The sequence below is a fragment of the Sphaerisporangium rubeum genome (assembly GCF_014207705.1).
Lineage (GTDB): Bacteria > Actinomycetota > Actinomycetes > Streptosporangiales > Streptosporangiaceae > Sphaerisporangium > Sphaerisporangium rubeum.
On record NZ_JACHIU010000001.1, the window covers coordinates 3,974,808 to 3,992,393 of the forward strand.

Annotated in this window: 13 protein-coding genes; 7 read left to right on the plus strand and 6 right to left on the minus strand. The window is 71.8% G+C overall.

Annotated elements, in window-relative coordinates; genetic code table 11:
• Position 1 precedes the first annotated feature (1 nt).
• Entirely contained in the window at positions 2–2,149 is a 2,148-nt protein-coding gene (locus BJ992_RS17160) for an anthranilate synthase component I (protein WP_184982178.1), read from the minus strand.
• Positions 2,150–2,596: 447 nt separating this feature from the next.
• Here BJ992_RS17160 and BJ992_RS17165 point away from each other — a divergent pair, with 447 nt between their 5' ends.
• From BJ992_RS17165 to BJ992_RS17180, 4 genes are all read left to right on the plus strand, one after another.
• On the plus strand, positions 2,597–4,141 hold the full coding sequence (locus tag BJ992_RS17165) for a CocE/NonD family hydrolase (RefSeq protein WP_246497332.1): 1,545 nt from the start codon (positions 2,597–2,599) through the stop codon (positions 4,139–4,141).
• A gap of 212 nt (positions 4,142–4,353) precedes the next feature.
• Positions 4,354–4,590: a DUF3311 domain-containing protein gene (locus BJ992_RS17170; RefSeq protein WP_184982182.1), complete on the plus strand. Its 237-nt coding sequence runs from the start codon at positions 4,354–4,356 to the stop codon at positions 4,588–4,590.
• Positions 4,587–6,194, plus strand: coding sequence for a monocarboxylate uptake permease MctP (gene mctP / locus BJ992_RS17175; protein WP_343072710.1), 1,608 nt, complete (start codon positions 4,587–4,589; stop codon positions 6,192–6,194). The genes BJ992_RS17170 and mctP overlap by 4 nt, the downstream gene beginning before the upstream one ends.
• Before the next feature lie 160 nt (positions 6,195–6,354).
• The gene (locus BJ992_RS17180) at positions 6,355–8,154 is read left to right on the plus strand and encodes a protein kinase domain-containing protein (RefSeq protein WP_221474863.1); all 1,800 of its coding nucleotides are present in this window, start codon (positions 6,355–6,357) and stop codon (positions 8,152–8,154) included.
• Here BJ992_RS17180 and BJ992_RS17185 read toward each other — a convergent pair.
• From BJ992_RS17185 to BJ992_RS17195, 3 genes are all read right to left on the minus strand, one after another.
• Positions 8,088–8,546 (minus strand): hypothetical protein, encoded by a 459-nt coding sequence (locus tag BJ992_RS17185; protein WP_184982184.1) that lies wholly within the window; start codon positions 8,544–8,546, stop codon positions 8,088–8,090. The two genes, BJ992_RS17180 and BJ992_RS17185, sit on opposite strands and share 67 nt — an antisense overlap.
• 123 nt (positions 8,547–8,669) lie before the next feature.
• Positions 8,670–9,602 carry a Ppx/GppA family phosphatase gene (locus BJ992_RS17190; protein ID WP_184982186.1) on the minus strand — a complete coding sequence of 311 codons (933 nt, stop codon included), beginning with the start codon at positions 9,600–9,602 and terminating at the stop codon, positions 8,670–8,672.
• 104 nt (positions 9,603–9,706) lie between these two features.
• Positions 9,707–11,323, minus strand: coding sequence for an MDR family MFS transporter (locus BJ992_RS17195; RefSeq protein WP_184982188.1), 1,617 nt, complete (start codon positions 11,321–11,323; stop codon positions 9,707–9,709).
• 116 nt (positions 11,324–11,439) lie between these two features.
• Here BJ992_RS17195 and BJ992_RS17200 point away from each other — a divergent pair, with 116 nt between their 5' ends.
• The gene (locus BJ992_RS17200; RefSeq protein ID WP_184982190.1) at positions 11,440–12,000 is read left to right on the plus strand and encodes a TetR/AcrR family transcriptional regulator; all 561 of its coding nucleotides are present in this window, start codon (positions 11,440–11,442) and stop codon (positions 11,998–12,000) included.
• 91 nt (positions 12,001–12,091) lie between these two features.
• A complete protein-coding gene (locus BJ992_RS17205; protein ID WP_184982192.1) occupies positions 12,092–13,720 on the plus strand; it encodes an ATP-binding protein in 1,629 nt (542 codons plus the stop codon).
• Positions 13,721–13,727: 7 nt separating this feature from the next.
• Here the strand turns inward: BJ992_RS17205 and BJ992_RS17210 are convergent, their stop codons facing one another.
• Together BJ992_RS17210 and BJ992_RS17215 are read right to left on the minus strand one after the other, a co-directional pair.
• Positions 13,728–13,964, minus strand: a complete 237-nt coding sequence (locus BJ992_RS17210; RefSeq protein ID WP_184982194.1) for a hypothetical protein — start codon at positions 13,962–13,964, stop codon at positions 13,728–13,730.
• A 2-nt stretch (positions 13,965–13,966) separates the two neighbouring features.
• The gene (locus tag BJ992_RS17215) at positions 13,967–14,185 is read right to left on the minus strand and encodes a DUF6400 family protein (protein ID WP_184982195.1); all 219 of its coding nucleotides are present in this window, start codon (positions 14,183–14,185) and stop codon (positions 13,967–13,969) included.
• A gap of 155 nt (positions 14,186–14,340) precedes the next feature.
• Between BJ992_RS17215 and icmF the strand changes: the two genes are divergently transcribed.
• Positions 14,341–17,556: a fused isobutyryl-CoA mutase/GTPase IcmF gene (gene icmF, locus BJ992_RS17220; RefSeq protein WP_184982197.1), complete on the plus strand. Its 3,216-nt coding sequence runs from the start codon at positions 14,341–14,343 to the stop codon at positions 17,554–17,556.
• Positions 17,557–17,586 lie beyond the last annotated feature (30 nt).

The following is a 17,586-nucleotide window of genomic DNA, read 5'->3' on the forward strand; positions in this document are numbered from 1 at the left end:
GTCAGTCCGCCGTGACGGGGGCCCGGCGGCACAGCCGCAGGACGTTCGCCACGACGCGTGCCCCCGCCGAGCCCTCGGTGGTGAGGATCGACTCGGGGTGGAACTGCACGGCGTAGCGGCGGTTGGCGTCGTCCTCGATGGCCATGACGGCGCCGTCGAGGGTGACGGCGGTCACGGTGAAGCCGCGCACGCCGGGGGTCTTGGCGTGCAGCGAGTGGTAGCGCGCGGCGGTGAACTCACCCGGCAGGCCGTCCAGCATGGAGCTGCCGCCGACACGGCCGACCTTGCCGCGTTTGCCGTGCTCGGGGTAGCCGAGCAGTTCCAGCGTGCCGCCGGCCTGCTCGACCATGGCCTGCAGCCCGAGGCACACCCCGAAGACCGGCAGCCCGCGCTCGTACAGGTCATCGATCAGGCCGGCGCAGCCGAAGTCGGAGGGCCAGCCGGGGCCGGGGGACAGCACGACCAGATCAGGTGCGGCGTCGTCCAGCATGGCGCGCGGGAAGCCGTGCCGCAGGGTGAGCACCTCGGCCCCTTGCTGACGGAAGTAGTCGGCGAGGGTGTTGACGAAGGAGTCCTCGTGGTCGACGAGCAGGACCTTCATGCCCTCCCCCGGCCGCTCGGCCGCCGGCGCGGGGGTCACGGCCGCCGGGGTGCCGACGTCGGCGAGCGCGCCGAGCAGCGCGCTGGCCTTCAGCTCGGTCTCGCGTTCCTCGGCCGCGGGGTCGGAGTCGTACAGCAAGGTGGCGCCGGCGCGCACGGTGGCCACCCCGTCGCGGATCTGCGCGGTGCGCAGGGTGAGCCCGGTGTTCATCGACCCGTCGAACCCGAGGTAGCCGACGGCCCCGCCGTACCAGCGGCGCGCGGTGGCCTCGTGGTCCTCGATGAACTGCATGGCCCAGGTCTTCGGCGCGCCGGTGACGGTCACGGCCCACATGTGGGTGAGGAAGGCGTCGAGCGCGTCGAATCCGGGACGCAGCCGGCCCTCGATGTGGTCGACGGTGTGGATGAGGCGCGAGTACATCTCGATCTGGCGCCTGCCGATGACCTGCACGCTGCCCGGCACGCAGATGCGGGACTTGTCGTTGCGGTCCACGTCGGTGCACATGGTCAGCTCGGACTCCTCCTTGGTGGAGCTGAGCAGCGTGCGGATGGCCTCGGCGTCCTCGACGGGGTTGGCGCCGCGCGCGATGGTGCCGGAGATCGGGCAGGTCTCCACCCGGTCGGCCTGAACGCGCACGTACATCTCGGGTGAGGCCCCCACCAGGTGCTCGCCCTCACCGAGGTTGAACAGGAACTCGTACGGAGCGGGGTTGCTGTGCCGCAGCGAGCGGTAGAACGCCACCGGGTCGGCGCACGGCCCGTGGAACACCTGGCCCGGCACCACCTCGAACAGGTCGCCGCGCTTGAACTTGGCCTTGGCGGCCTCCACGACCTCGGCGTAGCCGCCGGGCCTCGGTCCCGGCGGGATCTCGCCGGGGACGGGGGGAAGCGGCACCGACTCGCCGGTGCGCGGCAGGCCGTGGGTGGAGACGCCGTCGACGGTGAACTCGTAGCGGTACTCCCGGCTGGTCTCCCGCTTGCGGTCGACCACCATGACGCGGTCGGGCAGGTGGAGCACCAGGTCGCGCTGGTCGGCGGCGCGGGTGAGCGCCTGGCGGATCGGCTCGAACTGGAAGGCCAGGTCGTAGCCGAACGCGCCGTACAGGCCGAGGTGCTCGTCCACGCCGGCGAACGCGGCGATCACCTCGCGGATGGCGGTGAAGACGGTGGGCCGCCTGCTGCGCATCTCCTCGGGAAGGATCTCCTCCGACTCCGGCACGTGGACCTCGACCTGGTCGGCGGTCGGCTCGGAGGTGGGCTTGCCCGCGGCGAGCAGGCAGGAGGTGACGACCGGCAGCACGACACGGCCGCGTTCGTTGAGCGCGCGAGCGCCGATGACCCGGCCCCGCGCGACGATCTCGAGCACCGGGTCGGTGTAGGCCAGGTGCCACCGGCTGTACCGGCCGGGGTACTCCATGCCCGAGGAGAGCACGCCGCCGCGATGCTCCCCGAGGGAGGCGACGATCTCATCGAGCACCGTCTCCGGCACGTCGGCCGTCGTCACTTCGACGCCGATGCCTCCGGCGGTGGTATATCCGCTGGTGTCCACCCTGCACTCGCCCTTCTTGATCGCCGATCGTGATGATCATGTGATCGGTGAAGCCCCGGGGCGGGATACGGATGAGGCCGCCCTGCGGGGCGGCCGTCGGAAACATGCGAAGTTCGCGCCGCCTATGAGCAGCGCCACCACTGAGCGGGCGAAACGGATCGCATGTGGGGAATGCTAGCGGCCCCCCGCACAGGATGCCACCGGTTACCGCCGGATCGCGCGCCGTGCCGGGGTCGTGCCGGGGTCGGACACGGCCGGCGGAGTGACACAGGGCGATTCAGGGCAAGCTGTGAGTGACGTCCTTGGCGGCGGCGCGAGTGTAGCAGTAGAATGTTACTCGCGAGTAAAGCGCTGCTTGCGTCGATCGGAGTGATCCTCCGGCCAGAGGGGGCGCGCATGGTTCGGGTTCCTCACAAGGTGCTCGTCCACAGGGACATACAGGTGAAGATGCCTGACGGGGTGGTCCTGCTCGCCGACCGTTACGTTCCGGTCGGAGCGGGTCGCGCGCCGGCGGTGCTGGTCCGCTCGCCGTACGGCAGGCGCGGCATGTTCGGCCTCGCCTACGGCAGGGCCTTCGCACGCCACGGTTTCCAGGTGATCCTGCAGAGCTGCCGCGGCGGATTCGGCTCCGGCGGTGTGGCGGCACCGCTGGACGAACAGGACGACGGCCTCGCCACCATCGAGTGGATGCGGGCCCAGCCGTGGTACGGCGGGAGCTTCGCGCTGCACGGCCCGAGCTACCTCGGCCACGCGCACTGGGGCATCGCCCCCTACGCGGGCCCCGACCTGAAGGCCATGGCCACCCAGGTCACCGCCTCCCAGCTGCGCGACGCCGCCTACGTCGGCGGCTCGTTCGCGCTGGAGGCCACGCTGAGCTGGAGCACGCTGACGGCCATGATGAACGGCCCGCTGAGCGGCGCCGCGGTGTTCTTCGCGCCGCGCCGCACCCGCCGCGCGGTGACGTCGGGCCGGCCGGTCGGCGAGTTCGACGTGCTGGCCGCCGGACGGCGGCTGCCGTTCTACCAGGAGGTGCTCACCCACCACGCCGACCCCGACGCGCCGTTCTGGAAGAAACGCGACCACTCAGGCACCGTCGGCGAGGTGGACGCCGCCGTCACCATGACCGGCGGCTGGTACGACGTCTTCCTGCCGTGGCAGCTGCGTGACTACGCGGCTCTGCGCAAGGCCGGCCGGCGGCCCCACCTGACGATCGGCCCGTGGCACCACGCCGACGTGCGCCACGGCAAGCTCGCCACCTTGGACGCGCTGGCATGGTTCCGTGCGCATCTGCTCGGCGACCCCTCCGACCTGCGGGAAAGCCCGGTGCGGGTGTACGTCACCGGCGTGGGTGAGTGGCGCGACTACGACGACTGGCCGGTGCCTGGCACGCGGGAACGGCGCTGGCACCTGCACGCGGGCCACGGTCTCGGCCTCGACGGCCCCGGCGAGTCGGCACCCGACCGGTTCCGCTTCGACCCGGCCGACCCGACCCCCTTTGCCGGCGGCCCCACCTTGCTCGGCAACTCCGCGCCGCGCGACAACCGCCGCGTGGAGCGCCGCGCCGACGTGCTGGTGTACACCTCGCCGGTGCTGCACGACGACCTCGACGCCATCGGTCCCGTCACCGCGGACCTGTACGTGCGCACCAGCACCGAGCACGCCGACCTGGTGGTCAGGGTCTGCGACGTGCACCCCGACGGCACGTCGCTGAACGTGTGCGAAGGCGTGCGGCGGCTCGCCCCCGGCGCGCCGGCCGCCGGCGAGGACGGCGTGCGCCGCGCCGAGGTGGAGCTGTGGCCGATCGCGCACCGCTTCCGCCGCGGCCACCGGATGCGCGTGCAGGTGGCCGGTGGCGCCTACCCGCGGCTGGCCCGCAACCTCGGCACCGGGGAACCGCTCGCCACCGGCAGCACGTCGGTGCCGGTGGACCAGGAGATCTTCCACGACCCGGTCCACCCGTCGGCCCTGGTGCTGCGCCACCTGGAGAGCTGACCCGGCCCGGCTCCTCCGCGGCACGGCTCCGGCGACCCGGCACGACGCGACACGACCGCGGCCGTTCAGCGCGCCGACATGGCCGTTCGGCGATCGGTGAGCTTGACACGGCCCCCGCGAAACTACGCTTCGCCCATCCCGGTCGACCAGGCTCAACTGCCCCGACAGCGCTGTCAAGTCCGTCGTGCACCACCGATGCCGAGGAGAACGCGTTGACCACGCCGCCAAGCGACCAGCGTCCCGGACGCAGCGACCGCAGCAGGTGGAACTGGCTCCTGCTGCTGCCCGTCGTCATCCCGCTGATCCCCGCGCTGTACAACCACGAGAATCCCCGCCTGCTGGGGTTCCCGCTGTTCTACTGGCTCCAGCTCGCGTTCATCGTCCTCGGGGTCGGCTGCACGGCGATCGTGTACCGCATGGGTTCGCGCGGCGGGAGGGACGGCCGGTGAGCGAGCACATCGTCGAGATCGCCGTCTTCACGGTCCTGTTCGCCGCCGTCAGCGGCATGGGCTTCGTCGCGGCCCGCTGGCGCCGTCCCGACGACCTCGCCAGCCTGCACGAATGGGGCCTCGGCGGACGCAAGTTCGGCTCGTGGGTCACGTGGTTCCTGGTCGGCGGCGACCTGTACACCGCGTACACCTTCGTGGCGGTCCCCGCGCTGCTGTTCGGCGCCGGCGCCACGGGCTTCTTCGCGCTGCCGTACACGATCGTGGTGTACCCGCTCGTCTTCCTGGTGCTGATCCGGCTGTGGTCGGTGGCGCACACGCACGGCATGGTCACCCCGGCGGACTTCGTGCGCGCGCGGTTCGGCTCCCCCACGCTGGCCCTGCTGATCGCGATCACGGGGCTGGCGGCCACGATGCCGTACATCGCGCTCCAGCTCGTCGGCATCGAGGCCGTGCTGAAGACGATGGGGGTGACCGGCGACCTGCCGCTCATCATCGCCTTCGCCATCCTCGCGGCCTACACCTACCAGTCCGGGCTGCGCGCACCCGCGCTGATCGCCTTCGTCAAGGACTCGCTGATCTACATCGTGATCATCATCGCGATCGTGTACATCCCGGCGCGGCTCGGCGGCTGGGGGACGGTGTTCGACGCGGCGCGCGCCAAGTTCGAGGCGTCCCCCGCACCCGGGGACGGCTGGCTGCTCAACTCCGGCAACCAGCTCCAGTACGTCACGCTGGCCCTCGGCTCGGCGATGGCGCTGTTCCTGTACCCGCACAGCGTCACCGGTGTGCTCGCGGCGCGCAGCCGCGGCGTCGTCAAGCGGAACATGGCCGCGCTGCCGGCCTACAGCCTGCTGCTCGGGCTGATCGCGCTGCTCGGGTACATGGCGATCGCGGCCGGGATCAAACCGATCACCACGGACGGCAAGACCGACGTCAACACCGTGGTGCCGCTGCTGTTCGACACGATGTTCCCCGACTGGCTGGCCGGGGTGGCCTACGCGGCCATCGGCATCGGCGCGCTGGTCCCCGCCGCGATCATGTCGATCGCCGCGGCCAACCTGTTCACCCGCAACATCTACAAGGAGTACATCAGGCCGGGAGCCAGCGACGCGCAGGAGGCCGCGGTCAGCAAGGTCACCTCGCTGGTCGTGAAGGTCGGCGCGGTGGCGGTGATCCTGCTCATCGACCCGCAGTTCTCCATCGACCTGCAGCTCATCGGCGGGGTGATCATCCTGCAGACGTTGCCGGCGGTGGCGCTCGGCCTGTTCACGCGGTGGTTCCACCGCGCCGGGCTGATCGCCGGGTGGGCCGCCGGCATGACGGCCGGCATGGTGATGCTCTACAACATCGCCAACCCCGCGATCAAGCACGAGCACTTCGGCGGCTCGGCGTTCCCCCTGGCCAAGCTGGGTCTGGACACCAAGGTGACGGTGTACGCCGGGTTCCTCGCGCTCGCCGTCAACCTGGCCGTGGCGGCGGCCGGCACGCTGATCGCGCGGGCCGCCAAGGCCGCCGAAGGCGTCGACGCCACCCGGCGCGACGACTACTTCGCCGACGAGGGCGACCCCCGCGTGCACGACATCGAGCTCTCCGGCTCGCACTGACCCCCGGCGGCGCCGGCCGTCCCCGCCGTCGGAACGCCTCGCCGCCGGGCCACTGGGTCCCCGGGAACCCGCGTGGTTCCCGGGCCCGTCATGCCGGCCGAGGCCACGCGAGCCGATCATTGGCGGTAATGTGCCGCTCGCGACAGCGAGGAGGCGGAAGGTGACCGAGCCGGGGGCACCGTCGGTGCCGGGATACGAGATGCTCGGGATCCTCGGCCAGGGCGGGTTCGGGGTGGTGTACCGGGCTCGTCAGCTCGCCGTGCGCCGCGAGGTGGCGCTCAAGGTGGACAACCGGGTGCTGGTGTCGGAGCGTGACCGGCGGCGGTTCATGCGGGAGGTCAGCTCGGCGGGTGCGCTGTCGGGGCATCCGCACGTGGCCGACGTGTACGACGCCGGGGTGCTGCCGGACGGCCGGCCGTACATGGTGCTCGAACTGTGTCCCGGTGGCTCGCTGGCCGACCGGCTGCGCGAGCGTGGCCCGCTGCCGCCTGCCGAGGTGCGCGACATCGGGGTGCGCGTCGCCGACGCGCTCGCCGCGGCGCACGCCGCCGGGGTGCTGCACCGTGACGTGAAGCCGGCCAACATCCTGCTCAACCAGTACGGCATGGTCGCGTTGTCGGACTTCGGGCTGGCGGCGACCGGCCACGCCGGCGGCGAGGTGTCGGTCACCCGGGAGTCGCTGACCCCGGCGTTCGGCCCGCCGGAGGCGTTCGAGCTGGCCGAACCGAGCCCGGCCGGCGACGTGTACTCGCTCGCGGCCACCCTGTACGCGCTGCTCAGCGGCAGGCCGCCGCGCTTCCCCGAGAGCGGCGTGGTGAACGTCGCCATGATCATGGCACTGCACCGCCTGCCGGTGCCCGAGATCCCCGGCGTCCCTCCCCGGCTCACCGCCGTCCTGCGCGCCGGCCTCGCCGCCGACCCCCGCGACCGCCTCCCCTCGGCCGCCGCGCTCCGCGACGCGCTGACGTCCCTCCCCGCCGAGATCTTCTCCTCCCCGCAGCCACCGGCCCCCTCCTCCCCGCCACCGGGTCCGCACGCCACCCCGTCCTCCGGGCCGTACGCCGCCTCGTCCCGGCCTCCCGGTGCCGCCAGGCCGTACGGCTCCCCCCTTTCCCCCTCCGGTCCGAGCGGTCCGCGCAGCGGTCCCGGTGGACGGCATGGCGCGTCCGGAGGGTGGAGCGGCGACACGGGGCCACGGGACGTCTCCGGGCCCGGGGTGCGGGACCGCACGGGGCCGGGGTCCGGGACGCGGGACCGCACGGGGCCGGGGTCCGGGGCCGTACGGCCGGGGGGCCGGGGAGAGATCACCAGGCCGCCGGCTCCTCCGGTGGCGAGGCCCCGGCAGGCCAGGCTGTACGGGACGGTGGCGGCGCTGTTCGCGGTGCTGCTGGCGGTCGGGGTGACGATCGCGTGGTTCGAGTCACGTGGGCCCACGGCCGGTGCGGACGGCACACCGGGGGCCTCAGGCGTGCCGGGGAGGGACGCGGGGCCGGGGCCGTCCGCGTCCGGTGGTCAGGCGGCCGACGCGTTCGGTGGTGTGCCGGTCACCACCGCGAACTGTCCCGCCACCCTGGTCACCGGCGCGGGGGCCGCGTGCGCCGGGGAGGCCGAGTGCTGGGGTGGCATCGTGGCCATCACCGGCGCGGTGTCGGTGCGGCGCCGGGCCTGCGAGGAGAGCCACGTCTGGGAGACGTTCGCCGTCGCGCCTCTCCCCAAGGACGCCATGACGTTCGACCTCGCCGACCTGGAGGCCCACCCGGTCGTGAAGAGGCTCTGCTCCTCCCAGGTGATGCTGCGTTCCCGCACGGGGACGGCCCGCTCGATCCCCTCGGCCCGGTGGATGGTGTCGGTGCTCCCCCCGAGCCCCGACGCCTTCAAGGAAGGCATCCGCGTCTACCGCTGCGTCGGCGCCGTGACCGGCCGCGAACGTCCCGGCACGTACTTCCGCGCCGCGACCTGAGGCCGCGGCCGGTTCCCCTCACCACCTCTCGCCGGCCCGGTCGCGCGCGGCTCCGCGGCGGTACCCGGCCCGTCACCGGAGGACGACCCGGCCGGCGCCTCCGGCTCGGCGGCCTCGGACGGCCCGGTGGACGGCCCGGTGGACGGCCGAGGTTCCGCCAACGTAAGCGGCTCCGCGGAAAGACGGGGCTCGGCGGCCCTACGGGGGTCCGTCGCAGGTCGCGGCTCGGCGGACGGGTGGGGTTCGGTCGTGCCGGAGTGGGGTTCCGGGCTGGTGGTCGAGGCCAGCAGGGCCAGGGCGATCAGGGTGAGCACCGCGATGACCACCAGGGCCAGGGTCACGAGCATCAGGACGGCCAGCACCGTGTAGACCGTGCCGATGATCGCCATCATCGTCTGTCCTCCTCTTCTGTTGTCCCAGTGCCTGACGTGCCCGCGCCTGGCGGGCTCACACCTGCGTCCGCGCAGGTGGAAAGGTGTTTCCGTTGAGGCTGGTGTGACGGGGCCCGGCGTGTCTCAGGCACCCGGCATCATGTCCAGGCGGCGCAGGATGACGCCTTCGCGCAGGGCCCACGGGCAGATCTCCAGGGACGACAGGTCGAACAGGTCCATGGTGGCGTCGGCCACGATGACGCCGGCGGCGAGCTGGGGAGCGCGGCCGGCGGAGACGCCGGGGAGAGCGGCGCGTTCGGCGTGGGTCATGGAGACCAGGCGCTCGGCCCAGCGGGACAGGTCGTCCTTGGAGAGCGTGCGCCGGACGTACGCGCCTTCGGCGGACGGCGCGGCGCCGGCGATGCGCGCGAGCTGGCGGAACGTCTTGGACGTGGCGACCGCGTGGTCGGCCCGGCCGTACCGCACGACGTCGCCGACGACGCGGCCGATCTCGGCCCGCACGTGTTTGCGCAGGGCCCGCACCTCTTTGGCCGGTGGCGGGTCGGCGGTGAACCACCGCCGGGTGAGGCGGCCCGCGCCGAGCGGCAGCGACACCGCGACGTCCGGCGCCTCCTCCATGCCGGACGCGATCTCCAGGGACCCGCCGCCGATGTCGAGCACCAGCAGCCGCCCCGAGGACCAGCCGAACCACCGCCGTACCGCGAGGAACGTCAGCCGTGCCTCCTCGGGGCCCGACAGCACCCGCACGTCCACCCCGGTGGCGGCGCGCAGGGCCGTCAGCACCTTCTCGCCGTTGACGGCCTCGCGTACCGCGGAGGTGGCGAAGGCCATGACGTCCTCGACCCCCTTGTCCTCGGCGATGCGCAGAGCGTCCTCGATGAACTTGCGCAGCCCGCGCTCGCCCTCCGGCGACAAGGTGTCGCCGTCGTGCAGATGCTCGGCCAGGCGCAGCTCGGCCTTGTGGGAGAAGGCAGGCAGCGGCTGCGCTCCCCGGTGTGCGTCGACCACCAGCAGGTGCACCGTGTTCGACCCGATGTCGAGAACGCCGACTCGCATGAGCTGACGCTACTACTGTGCGGGGACCCTCTCGTGACGCAGGCATGACGGTGGCCGCGACCCTTCAGGGATCACGGCCACCGTGCGCACGGGGTGAGGGCTCGTCAGTCGAGCGCCGCCACGGCCGGCTGGGGCCGCTCACCAGGCCCGCCGGTGCCGCCGGCCTGGTCGCCGGACGTGCCGGGACCGCCGCGCAGCGGTACCTCCTTGATGAAGGCGGCGAGCAGCGGGACGGCGACCGCGAACAGGATGGCCCAGAAGAACACGCTGGAGATGGACGTGGCGAGCGCGCCGAGGAAGCCGTCGCGGATCTGCGCGGGGAGCGCCGCGAGGGCCGCCGGGTCCAGGCGTCCGCCGCCGCCCTCGGCCAGCGCCGCGCCTTGCGGGCCGAGCCGCTCGGTGAGGCCGTCGACGAGGTGGTGGTTGAAGATCGCGCCGAACATCGAGACGCCGAACGAGCCGCCGATGGACCGGAAGAACGTGGAGGCGCTGCTCGCCACCCCGAGGTCCTTCTGCTCCACGCTGTTCTGCGCGATGAGCATCGTGGTCTGCATCAGGAAGCCCATGCCGAGGCCGAGCACGGCGATGAACACGCCGGTCTGCCAGGGCGGGGTGTGGACGTCCTGCAGCGACAGCAGCCACATGCCGACGCTCATGACCACGCCGCCGATGACGGGGAAGGCCTTGTAGCGGCCGGTCCTGGTGATGGCCTGGCCGACGAACAGCGAGACCACCATCATCGCCGCCATCATCGGCAGCAGGAGCAGGCCGGAGTTGGTGGCCGAGGCCCCCTGGACGGTCTGCTGGAACAGCGGCAGGAAGTTGATCGCGCCGAACATCGCGAAGCCGAGCAGGAAGCCGACCAGTGAGGTGAGGGTGAAGTTGCGGTCGGCGAAGACGTGCAGCGGGAGGATCGGCTCGGCGACCCGGCGCTCGACGGGGATGAACACCGCCAGCGAGATCACCGCGACGGTGGCGAGCCCGAGGATCTGCGGGGACAGCCAGTCGTACTCGTTGCCGCCCCAGGTGGTGATCAGGACGAGCGCGGTGATGCCGACGCCGAGCAGCGCGGCGCCGAGCCAGTCGATGCGGTGCTCGGTGCGGTACTTCGGCAGGTGGAGGCGGAAGAGCAGCCACACGAAGGCGACGACGCCGATGGGGATGTTGACGTAGAAGGCCCAGCGCCAGCTCAGGTGGTCGGTGATGAAACCGCCGACCAGCGGGCCGGCGATCATGGCGAGCGACATGATGGCGGCCATGATGCCCTGGTAGCGGCCGCGCTCACGAGGCGGCACGAGGTCGCCGATGATCGCCATGGCGTTCACGAGCAGGCCGCCCGCGCCGAGTCCCTGCAGCGCGCGGAACGCGATCAGTTCTCCCATGCCGCCGCTGGTGCCGCCGAACATGGCCGATCCCGCCATGCCGCACAGCACCGAGCCGATGAGGAAGATGACGATCGAGGCCAGGAAGATGGTCTTGCGGCCGTACAGGTCGCCGATCTTTCCCCAGATCGGTGTGGAGACCGTGGTGCCGAGGACGTAGGCGGTGACGACCCAGGACAGGTGCGCGAGTCCCCCGAGTTCGCCGACGATGCGCGGCAGCGCCGTGCCGACGATCATGTTGTCGAGCATGGCGAGGATCACGGCCAGCATCAGGCCGGGGAGGACGATCATGACCTCCCTGCGCCTGCCGGGAACCTCCCCGGCCGTGGTTTCCGTCATTTCTTGCAGCCCCCTTGGTGAGACGGAAGACGGTGTACTTACTTGCCGACAGGTAAGTTAGTATGGTCACCAAGGTAGGGGCCGCACTTGCCGACCGTCAAGTCAGTTGAGGGGACATGAGGGAAACGACCGACACGCGAACCCGCATCCAGGAGATCGCTCTCAAACTGTTCACCGAACAGGGCTACGAGGCGACGTCGCTGCGCGAGATCGCCGAGGCCCTCGGTGTCACCAAGGCGGCGCTCTACTACCACTTCAAGACCAAGGACGACATCATCGCGAGCCTCACCGAGGAGCGGCAGGCGATGGTCGAGCGCCTGGTCAAGTGGACGCAGGACCAGACCCCCACCGTCGAGGCCCGCCGCGAGTTCGTGCGCCGCTACGCCGACGAGCTGTTCGGCGGCCACCACCAGGCGTTCATGCGCTTCATGGAACGCAACCAGACGGCGCTGCGCGACCATCCGAAGCTCGGCAAGATGCGTGACCTGATGGTCGCCATGGTCGGCTTCCTGTCCGACGAGGAGGACCCGCCGGCCAGGCGGCTGCGTTCGTCCATGGCGCTGTTCGCGCTGCACGCCGCGATGTTCGTCCTCAGCGGTGACGAGCTCACCGACGAGGAGCGCAAGTCCGCGGCACTGCAGGTCGCCATGGAGTTGATCGAGCCGCGCGAGGACTGACCCCCGCGGCGCCGGGTAGACGCGGCGGCGAGGAGCCGGCCCGCGTGCCGATAGGGTCGGACCGACGGTCGGGGTCCTGGTAGGAGGCGGCGTGCGGACATCCGGCGGAGCACCCGTGGCCCGGTGGCGGCGGCTGAGCACCAGGGCCTGGTTCACGCTCATCCTGGGATGCCTCGGGACGCTCCTCGCCACATCGGCCACGCTGACCATCTGGGCTCTGACCGCGACCACCAGGAGCGCGGAACAGGTGACCCGGCACGTCGTGCCGGGGCTCCTCGCGTTCCACGGCCTGCGCACGGCCTTGTCGGACCAGGAGGCGGCGCTGCACGGGTATGTGCTGAGCGGCCGGGCCGAGTTCCTGGAGGCCTACCGCGCCGGCATGGCCGAGGAGACCGCCGCGGCCGGCCGGTTGCGCCTCGCCCTTCCCGAGGCCGGGACGAAAGCCCGTCTGGACGCGGTGACCGAGCGCGTCGCGGCGTGGCGGAGCGGGTACGCCGGCCCCGCCCTGGCGGCGGTCACCGCACGCGGCGCCGGCGTGATCGCGCCGGACGAGGCCGCACGCGGCAAGGTCCTGTTCGACCGGATCCGGCAGGCCCTGGACGCGCAGGAGGGCGACCTCGCCGAGCGGCGGGCCGAGGCCGAGGCCGGCCTGCGCGTGGCCCAGACCTGGCGCAACATCATCCTGTCCACGGTCCTCGCCGTGTTCGTGCTCACGCTGGTGTCGATATCGCTGCTGCTGCGGTACACGGTGCTGAAGCCGCTGGAACGCCTGGCGTCGGCGGCGGAACGGGTGACCGGTGGCGACTTCGGCCGCGCGATCGACGTGCGCGGGCCGAGCGACATCACCGCGCTCGCCGGCGGGGTCGAGGCGATGCGGCAGCGCATCGCGGCCGAGCTCACCGTGTCGCAGCAGGCGCGGCGGCGGCTGCAGGAGCAGGCCGACCTGCTGAACGAGCAGGCCGTGGAGCTGCGCAGGTCCAACGCCGAACTGGAGCAGTTCGCCTACGTCGCCTCGCACGACCTGCAGGAGCCGGTACGCAAGGTGACGGCGTTCTGCCAGTTGCTGCAGCGGCGTTACGCGGGCCGGCTGGACGAGCGCGCCGACGAGTACATCGCGTTCGCGGTGGACGGCGCCAAGCGCATGCAGACCCTGATCAGCGAGCTGCTGACGTTCTCGCGGGTGGGCCGCGGCCACGTCGACCACGTGCCGGTACGGCTGGACGGGCCGCTGGACGAGGCGCTGGCCAACCTGGACACGCTGATCGAGGAGACCGGCGCCTCGGTGGTCCGGCCGCCTGAGCTGCCCGAGGTGATCGGCGACTCCGGTCTGCTGTGCATGCTGTGGCAGAACCTCGTCGGCAACGCGGTGAAGTTCCGGCGGCCCGGCCACGCGCCTGAGGTGCGGATCACCGTGGAGCGGCGGGACGCGATGTGGGAGTTCGGCGTCGCGGACAACGGCATCGGGGTGGAGCCGCGGTTCGCCGACAAGATCTTCGTCATCTTCCAGCGCCTGCACAACCGCGACGAGTACGACGGCACGGGGATCGGGCTCGCGCTGTGCAAGAAGATCGTCGAGTACCACGGGGGGCAGATCGGCCTGGACACCGCCGTCACCGAGGGCACCAGGTTCGTCTTCACGCTCCCCGTCGCCGGCGCGGAGCCGGACGGCCACGCGGCCGCGCTCCCCGTGGCCGCCACCTCGGCGCGGACTGAGGCGTAGCGCGAGGTCAGCGAAGGTGCGCGGGCCGGTCGCCGGCACCGAAACCGGTGTCGTGGTCCCACAGGTGGGTGCAACCGGGGCACTGCAGGTGCAGCACGCCGCCGGTGGTGCCGAGCAGGTACCGCCAGTGCCCGGCGCAGTTGCGGCCCTGCGCGCACGGGCCGCACCCGTGGTCGTCGCGGCAGCCGGGGCAGGGGACCCAGGCACGGCGGCCGAGGTCGGCGCCGGGGTCGATCGGCAGCACGGCTACCTCGGCGGCAGGACGCCGGCCGCGACCAGTGTCGCGTAGACGCGCTCCTGCTCCTCGTCGAGGCCCGAGTACAGCAAGGCGTGGGCCTCCTGCTCGGCGCGCAGCGCGGCGGCGGGGTCCCAGTCGTCGCCGAGCGCGGCGACCACCTCGGCCCGGCGGCGCGCCTCGTGGCCGGTCAGGTCCAGCTCGAACACATCGGTGGGGTCAAAGTGCATCAGAAGGCCTTTGTGAGCGTTTTGTCGGCTTTGTCACTTTATAAGACATTTGCGAATGCCAACGGAGCGCACCTCCCACGGCGAGGCTGCTTCAGATCGTTACTAGGACGACCTACAATTTAGTTGGACGTCCTAGTAACTGCTGGAGGCACGCCGTGCACGCACCTGCCAATCCCGTACGCGTCGTCACCGCCGCGGCGCTCTTCGACGGGCACGACGCGGCCATCAACATCATGCGGCGCATCCTGCAGTCGCAAGGAGCCGAGGTGATCCACCTCGGCCACGACCGGTCGGTGGAGGAGATCGTCACCGCTGCCGTGCAGGAGGACGCGCAGGCCGTGGCGATCAGCTCCTACCAGGGGGGCCACGTCGAGTTCTTCACCTACCTGGTGGACCTGCTGCGCGAGCGCGGCGCCGGGCACGTCAAGGTGTACGGCGGGGGTGGCGGGGTCATCGTCCCCGCCGAGATCGCCTCGCTGGAGAAGCACGGCGTCACCAAGGTCTTCTCCCCCGAGGACGGCCAGCGTCTCGGCCTCGCCGGCATGATCAACACGATCGTCGAGACATGCGACACCGACCTGACCGCCGGGGCCGAGCCGCCTGGCGTGGCCGGCGGCGACCAGGCCGCGCTGGCCCGCGCCATCACGTTCACCGAGGCCGGGAAGGCCGGCGAGACCTACCTCGCGCAGGTGCGGCGGGCCGCGGCGGAACGGCGCGTGCCGGTGCTCGGCATCACCGGCACCGGCGGGTCGGGGAAGTCGTCGCTCACCGACGAACTGGTGCGCCGCCTGCGCCTGGACGACGAGGACAAGCTGCGGGTGGCGATGATCGCCGTCGACCCGACCAGGAGGCGCGGCGGCGGCGCGCTGCTCGGCGACCGCATCCGCATGAACAGCCTCGGCGGCGACCGGGTGTTCTTCCGCTCGCTCGCCACCCGAGGCGCGCACGAGCTGCCCGAGCATCTCGGCGACGTGATCGAGGTGTGCAAGGCGGCCGGACACGACCTGGTGATCGTGGAGACCCCCGGCATCGGCCAGGGGGACGCGGCGATCGTCCCGTTCAGCGACGTCTCGCTGTACGTGATGACGCCGGAGTTCGGGGCGAGCAGCCAGCTCGAGAAGATCGACATGCTGGACTTCGCCGACGTGGTCGCGATCAACAAGTTCGACCGGCGCGGCGCGGCGGACGCGCTGCGCGACGTGCGGCGCCAGCTCGTGCGCAACCGTGAGGCGTTCGGCTCGGCGCCGGAGGACATGCCGGTGTACGGCACGGTGGCGTCGCGGTTCAACGACGACGGCGTCACCGCGCTGTACCACCGCCTGCGTTCCCTGCTGGAGGAGCACGGCCTGGCGCCGGGGCCCGGCCTGCTGCCGCGGGCCGAGGTGACGACCTCCAGCCTCGGGACCGCGATCGTGCCGCCGTCCCGCGCGCGTTACCTGGCCGACATCGCCGGGACCGTACGCGGGTACCACACGCGCACGGCCGAGCAGGCGGAGGTCGCGCGCCGCCGCCAGCGGCTCGCCGAGACGTCCGCGCTGGTGGCCGCGGACGGCGGGGACACCGCGGCGCTGGACGCGCTGCGCGGACGCGCCGACGCCGAGCAGGACCCGGCCGACCGCGCGCTGCTCGACGCGTGGCCCGGCACCGTGGCCGCCTACTCGGCCGAGGAGCTGGTGGTCACCGTGCGCGGCGCCGAACAGCGCACACCGCTGTGGCGCACCACACTGTCCGGCAGCAAGGTGCCCCGCGTGGCGCTGCCCCGGCTCACCGATCACGGCGACCTGCTGCGCTTCCTGCGCTCGGAGAACCTGCCCGGCCGGTTCCCGTTCACCGCCGGGGTGTTCCCCTTCAAGCGGGCCGACGAGGACCCCACCCGCATGTTCGCCGGGGAAGGCGACCCGTTCCGCACCAACCGGCGGTTCAAGCTGCTGTCGCAGGGCCAGCCCGCCGTGCGGCTGTCCACGGCCTTCGACTCGGTCACCCTCTACGGCAACGACCCCGCCGAGCGGCCCGACGTGTACGGCAAGGTCGGCACGTCCGGGGTGTCGATCGCGACGCTGGACGACATGAAGGCGCTGTACGACGGCTTCGACCTCACCGCGCCGTCCACGTCGGTGTCGATGACCATCAACGGCCCCGCACCGGCGATCCTCGCGTTCTTCCTGCACACCGCGATCGACCAGGCGCTGGAGCGCTTCGCCGCCGAGCAAGGCCGAGCGCCGGACGCCGGCGAGGCCGCGCGGGTGCGGGCCGCGACGCTCGCCAGCGTGCGCGGCACCGTGCAGGCCGACATCCTCAAGGAGGACCAGGGACAGAACACCTGCATCTTCTCCACCGACTTCTCGCTGCGCATGATGGCCGACGTGCAGGAATGGTTCATCGCCAACCGGGTGCGCAACTTCTACTCGGTGTCGATCTCCGGCTACCACATCGCCGAGGCGGGGGCCAACCCGATCACGCAGCTGGCGTTCACGCTGGCCAACGGCTTCACGTACGTGGAGGCGTACCTGGCGCGGGGCATGGCGGTCGACGACTTCGCGCCGAACCTGTCGTTCTTCTTCTCCAACGGCATGGATCCCGAGTACAGCGTGCTCGGCCGGGTGGCGCGGCGGATCTGGGCCGTCGCCATGCGGGAGCGGTACGGCGCCGGCGAGCGGTCGCAGAAGCTCAAGTACCACATCCAGACCTCGGGCCGGTCGCTGCACGCGCAGGAGATGAACTTCAACGACATCCGCACCACGCTGCAGGCCCTGATCGCGGTGTACGACAACTGCAACAGCCTGCACACCAACGCGTTCGACGAGGCGGTCACCACGCCGAGCGCGGACTCGGTGCGGCGCGCCATGGCCATCCAGATGATCATCAACCGGGAGTGGGGCCTGGCGGCCAACGAGAACCCGCTGCAGGGGTCGTACGTCATCGACGACCTCACCGACCTGGTGGAGGAGGCGGTGCTCGCCGAGTTCGAGCGGCTGTCGGACCGCGGCGGTGTCCTCGGGGCCATGGAGACCGGCTACCAGCGTGGCCGCATCCAGGACGAGTCGATGCTGTACGAGACGCGCAAGCACGACGGTTCGCTGCCGATCATCGGCGTGAACACCTTCCGCAACCCCGCGGGTGAGCCCGAGCACGGCACCCTGGAACTGGCCCGCGGCACCGAGGAGGAGAAGCGGAGCCAGCTCGACCGCCTGCGGGCCTTCCACGACGCGCACGCCGGTGAGGCCCCGGCGGCCCTGCGGCGCCTGAAGGAGGCCGCGATGTCCCGCGGCAACGCGTTCGAGGCCCTGATGGACGCGGCCCGTGTCTGTTCCCTCGGCCAGATCACCGAGGCGCTGTTCGAGGCAGGCGGCCAATACCGGCGCAACGTCTGACGCGGCCCGCGCACACGACGGCGGGGCCCG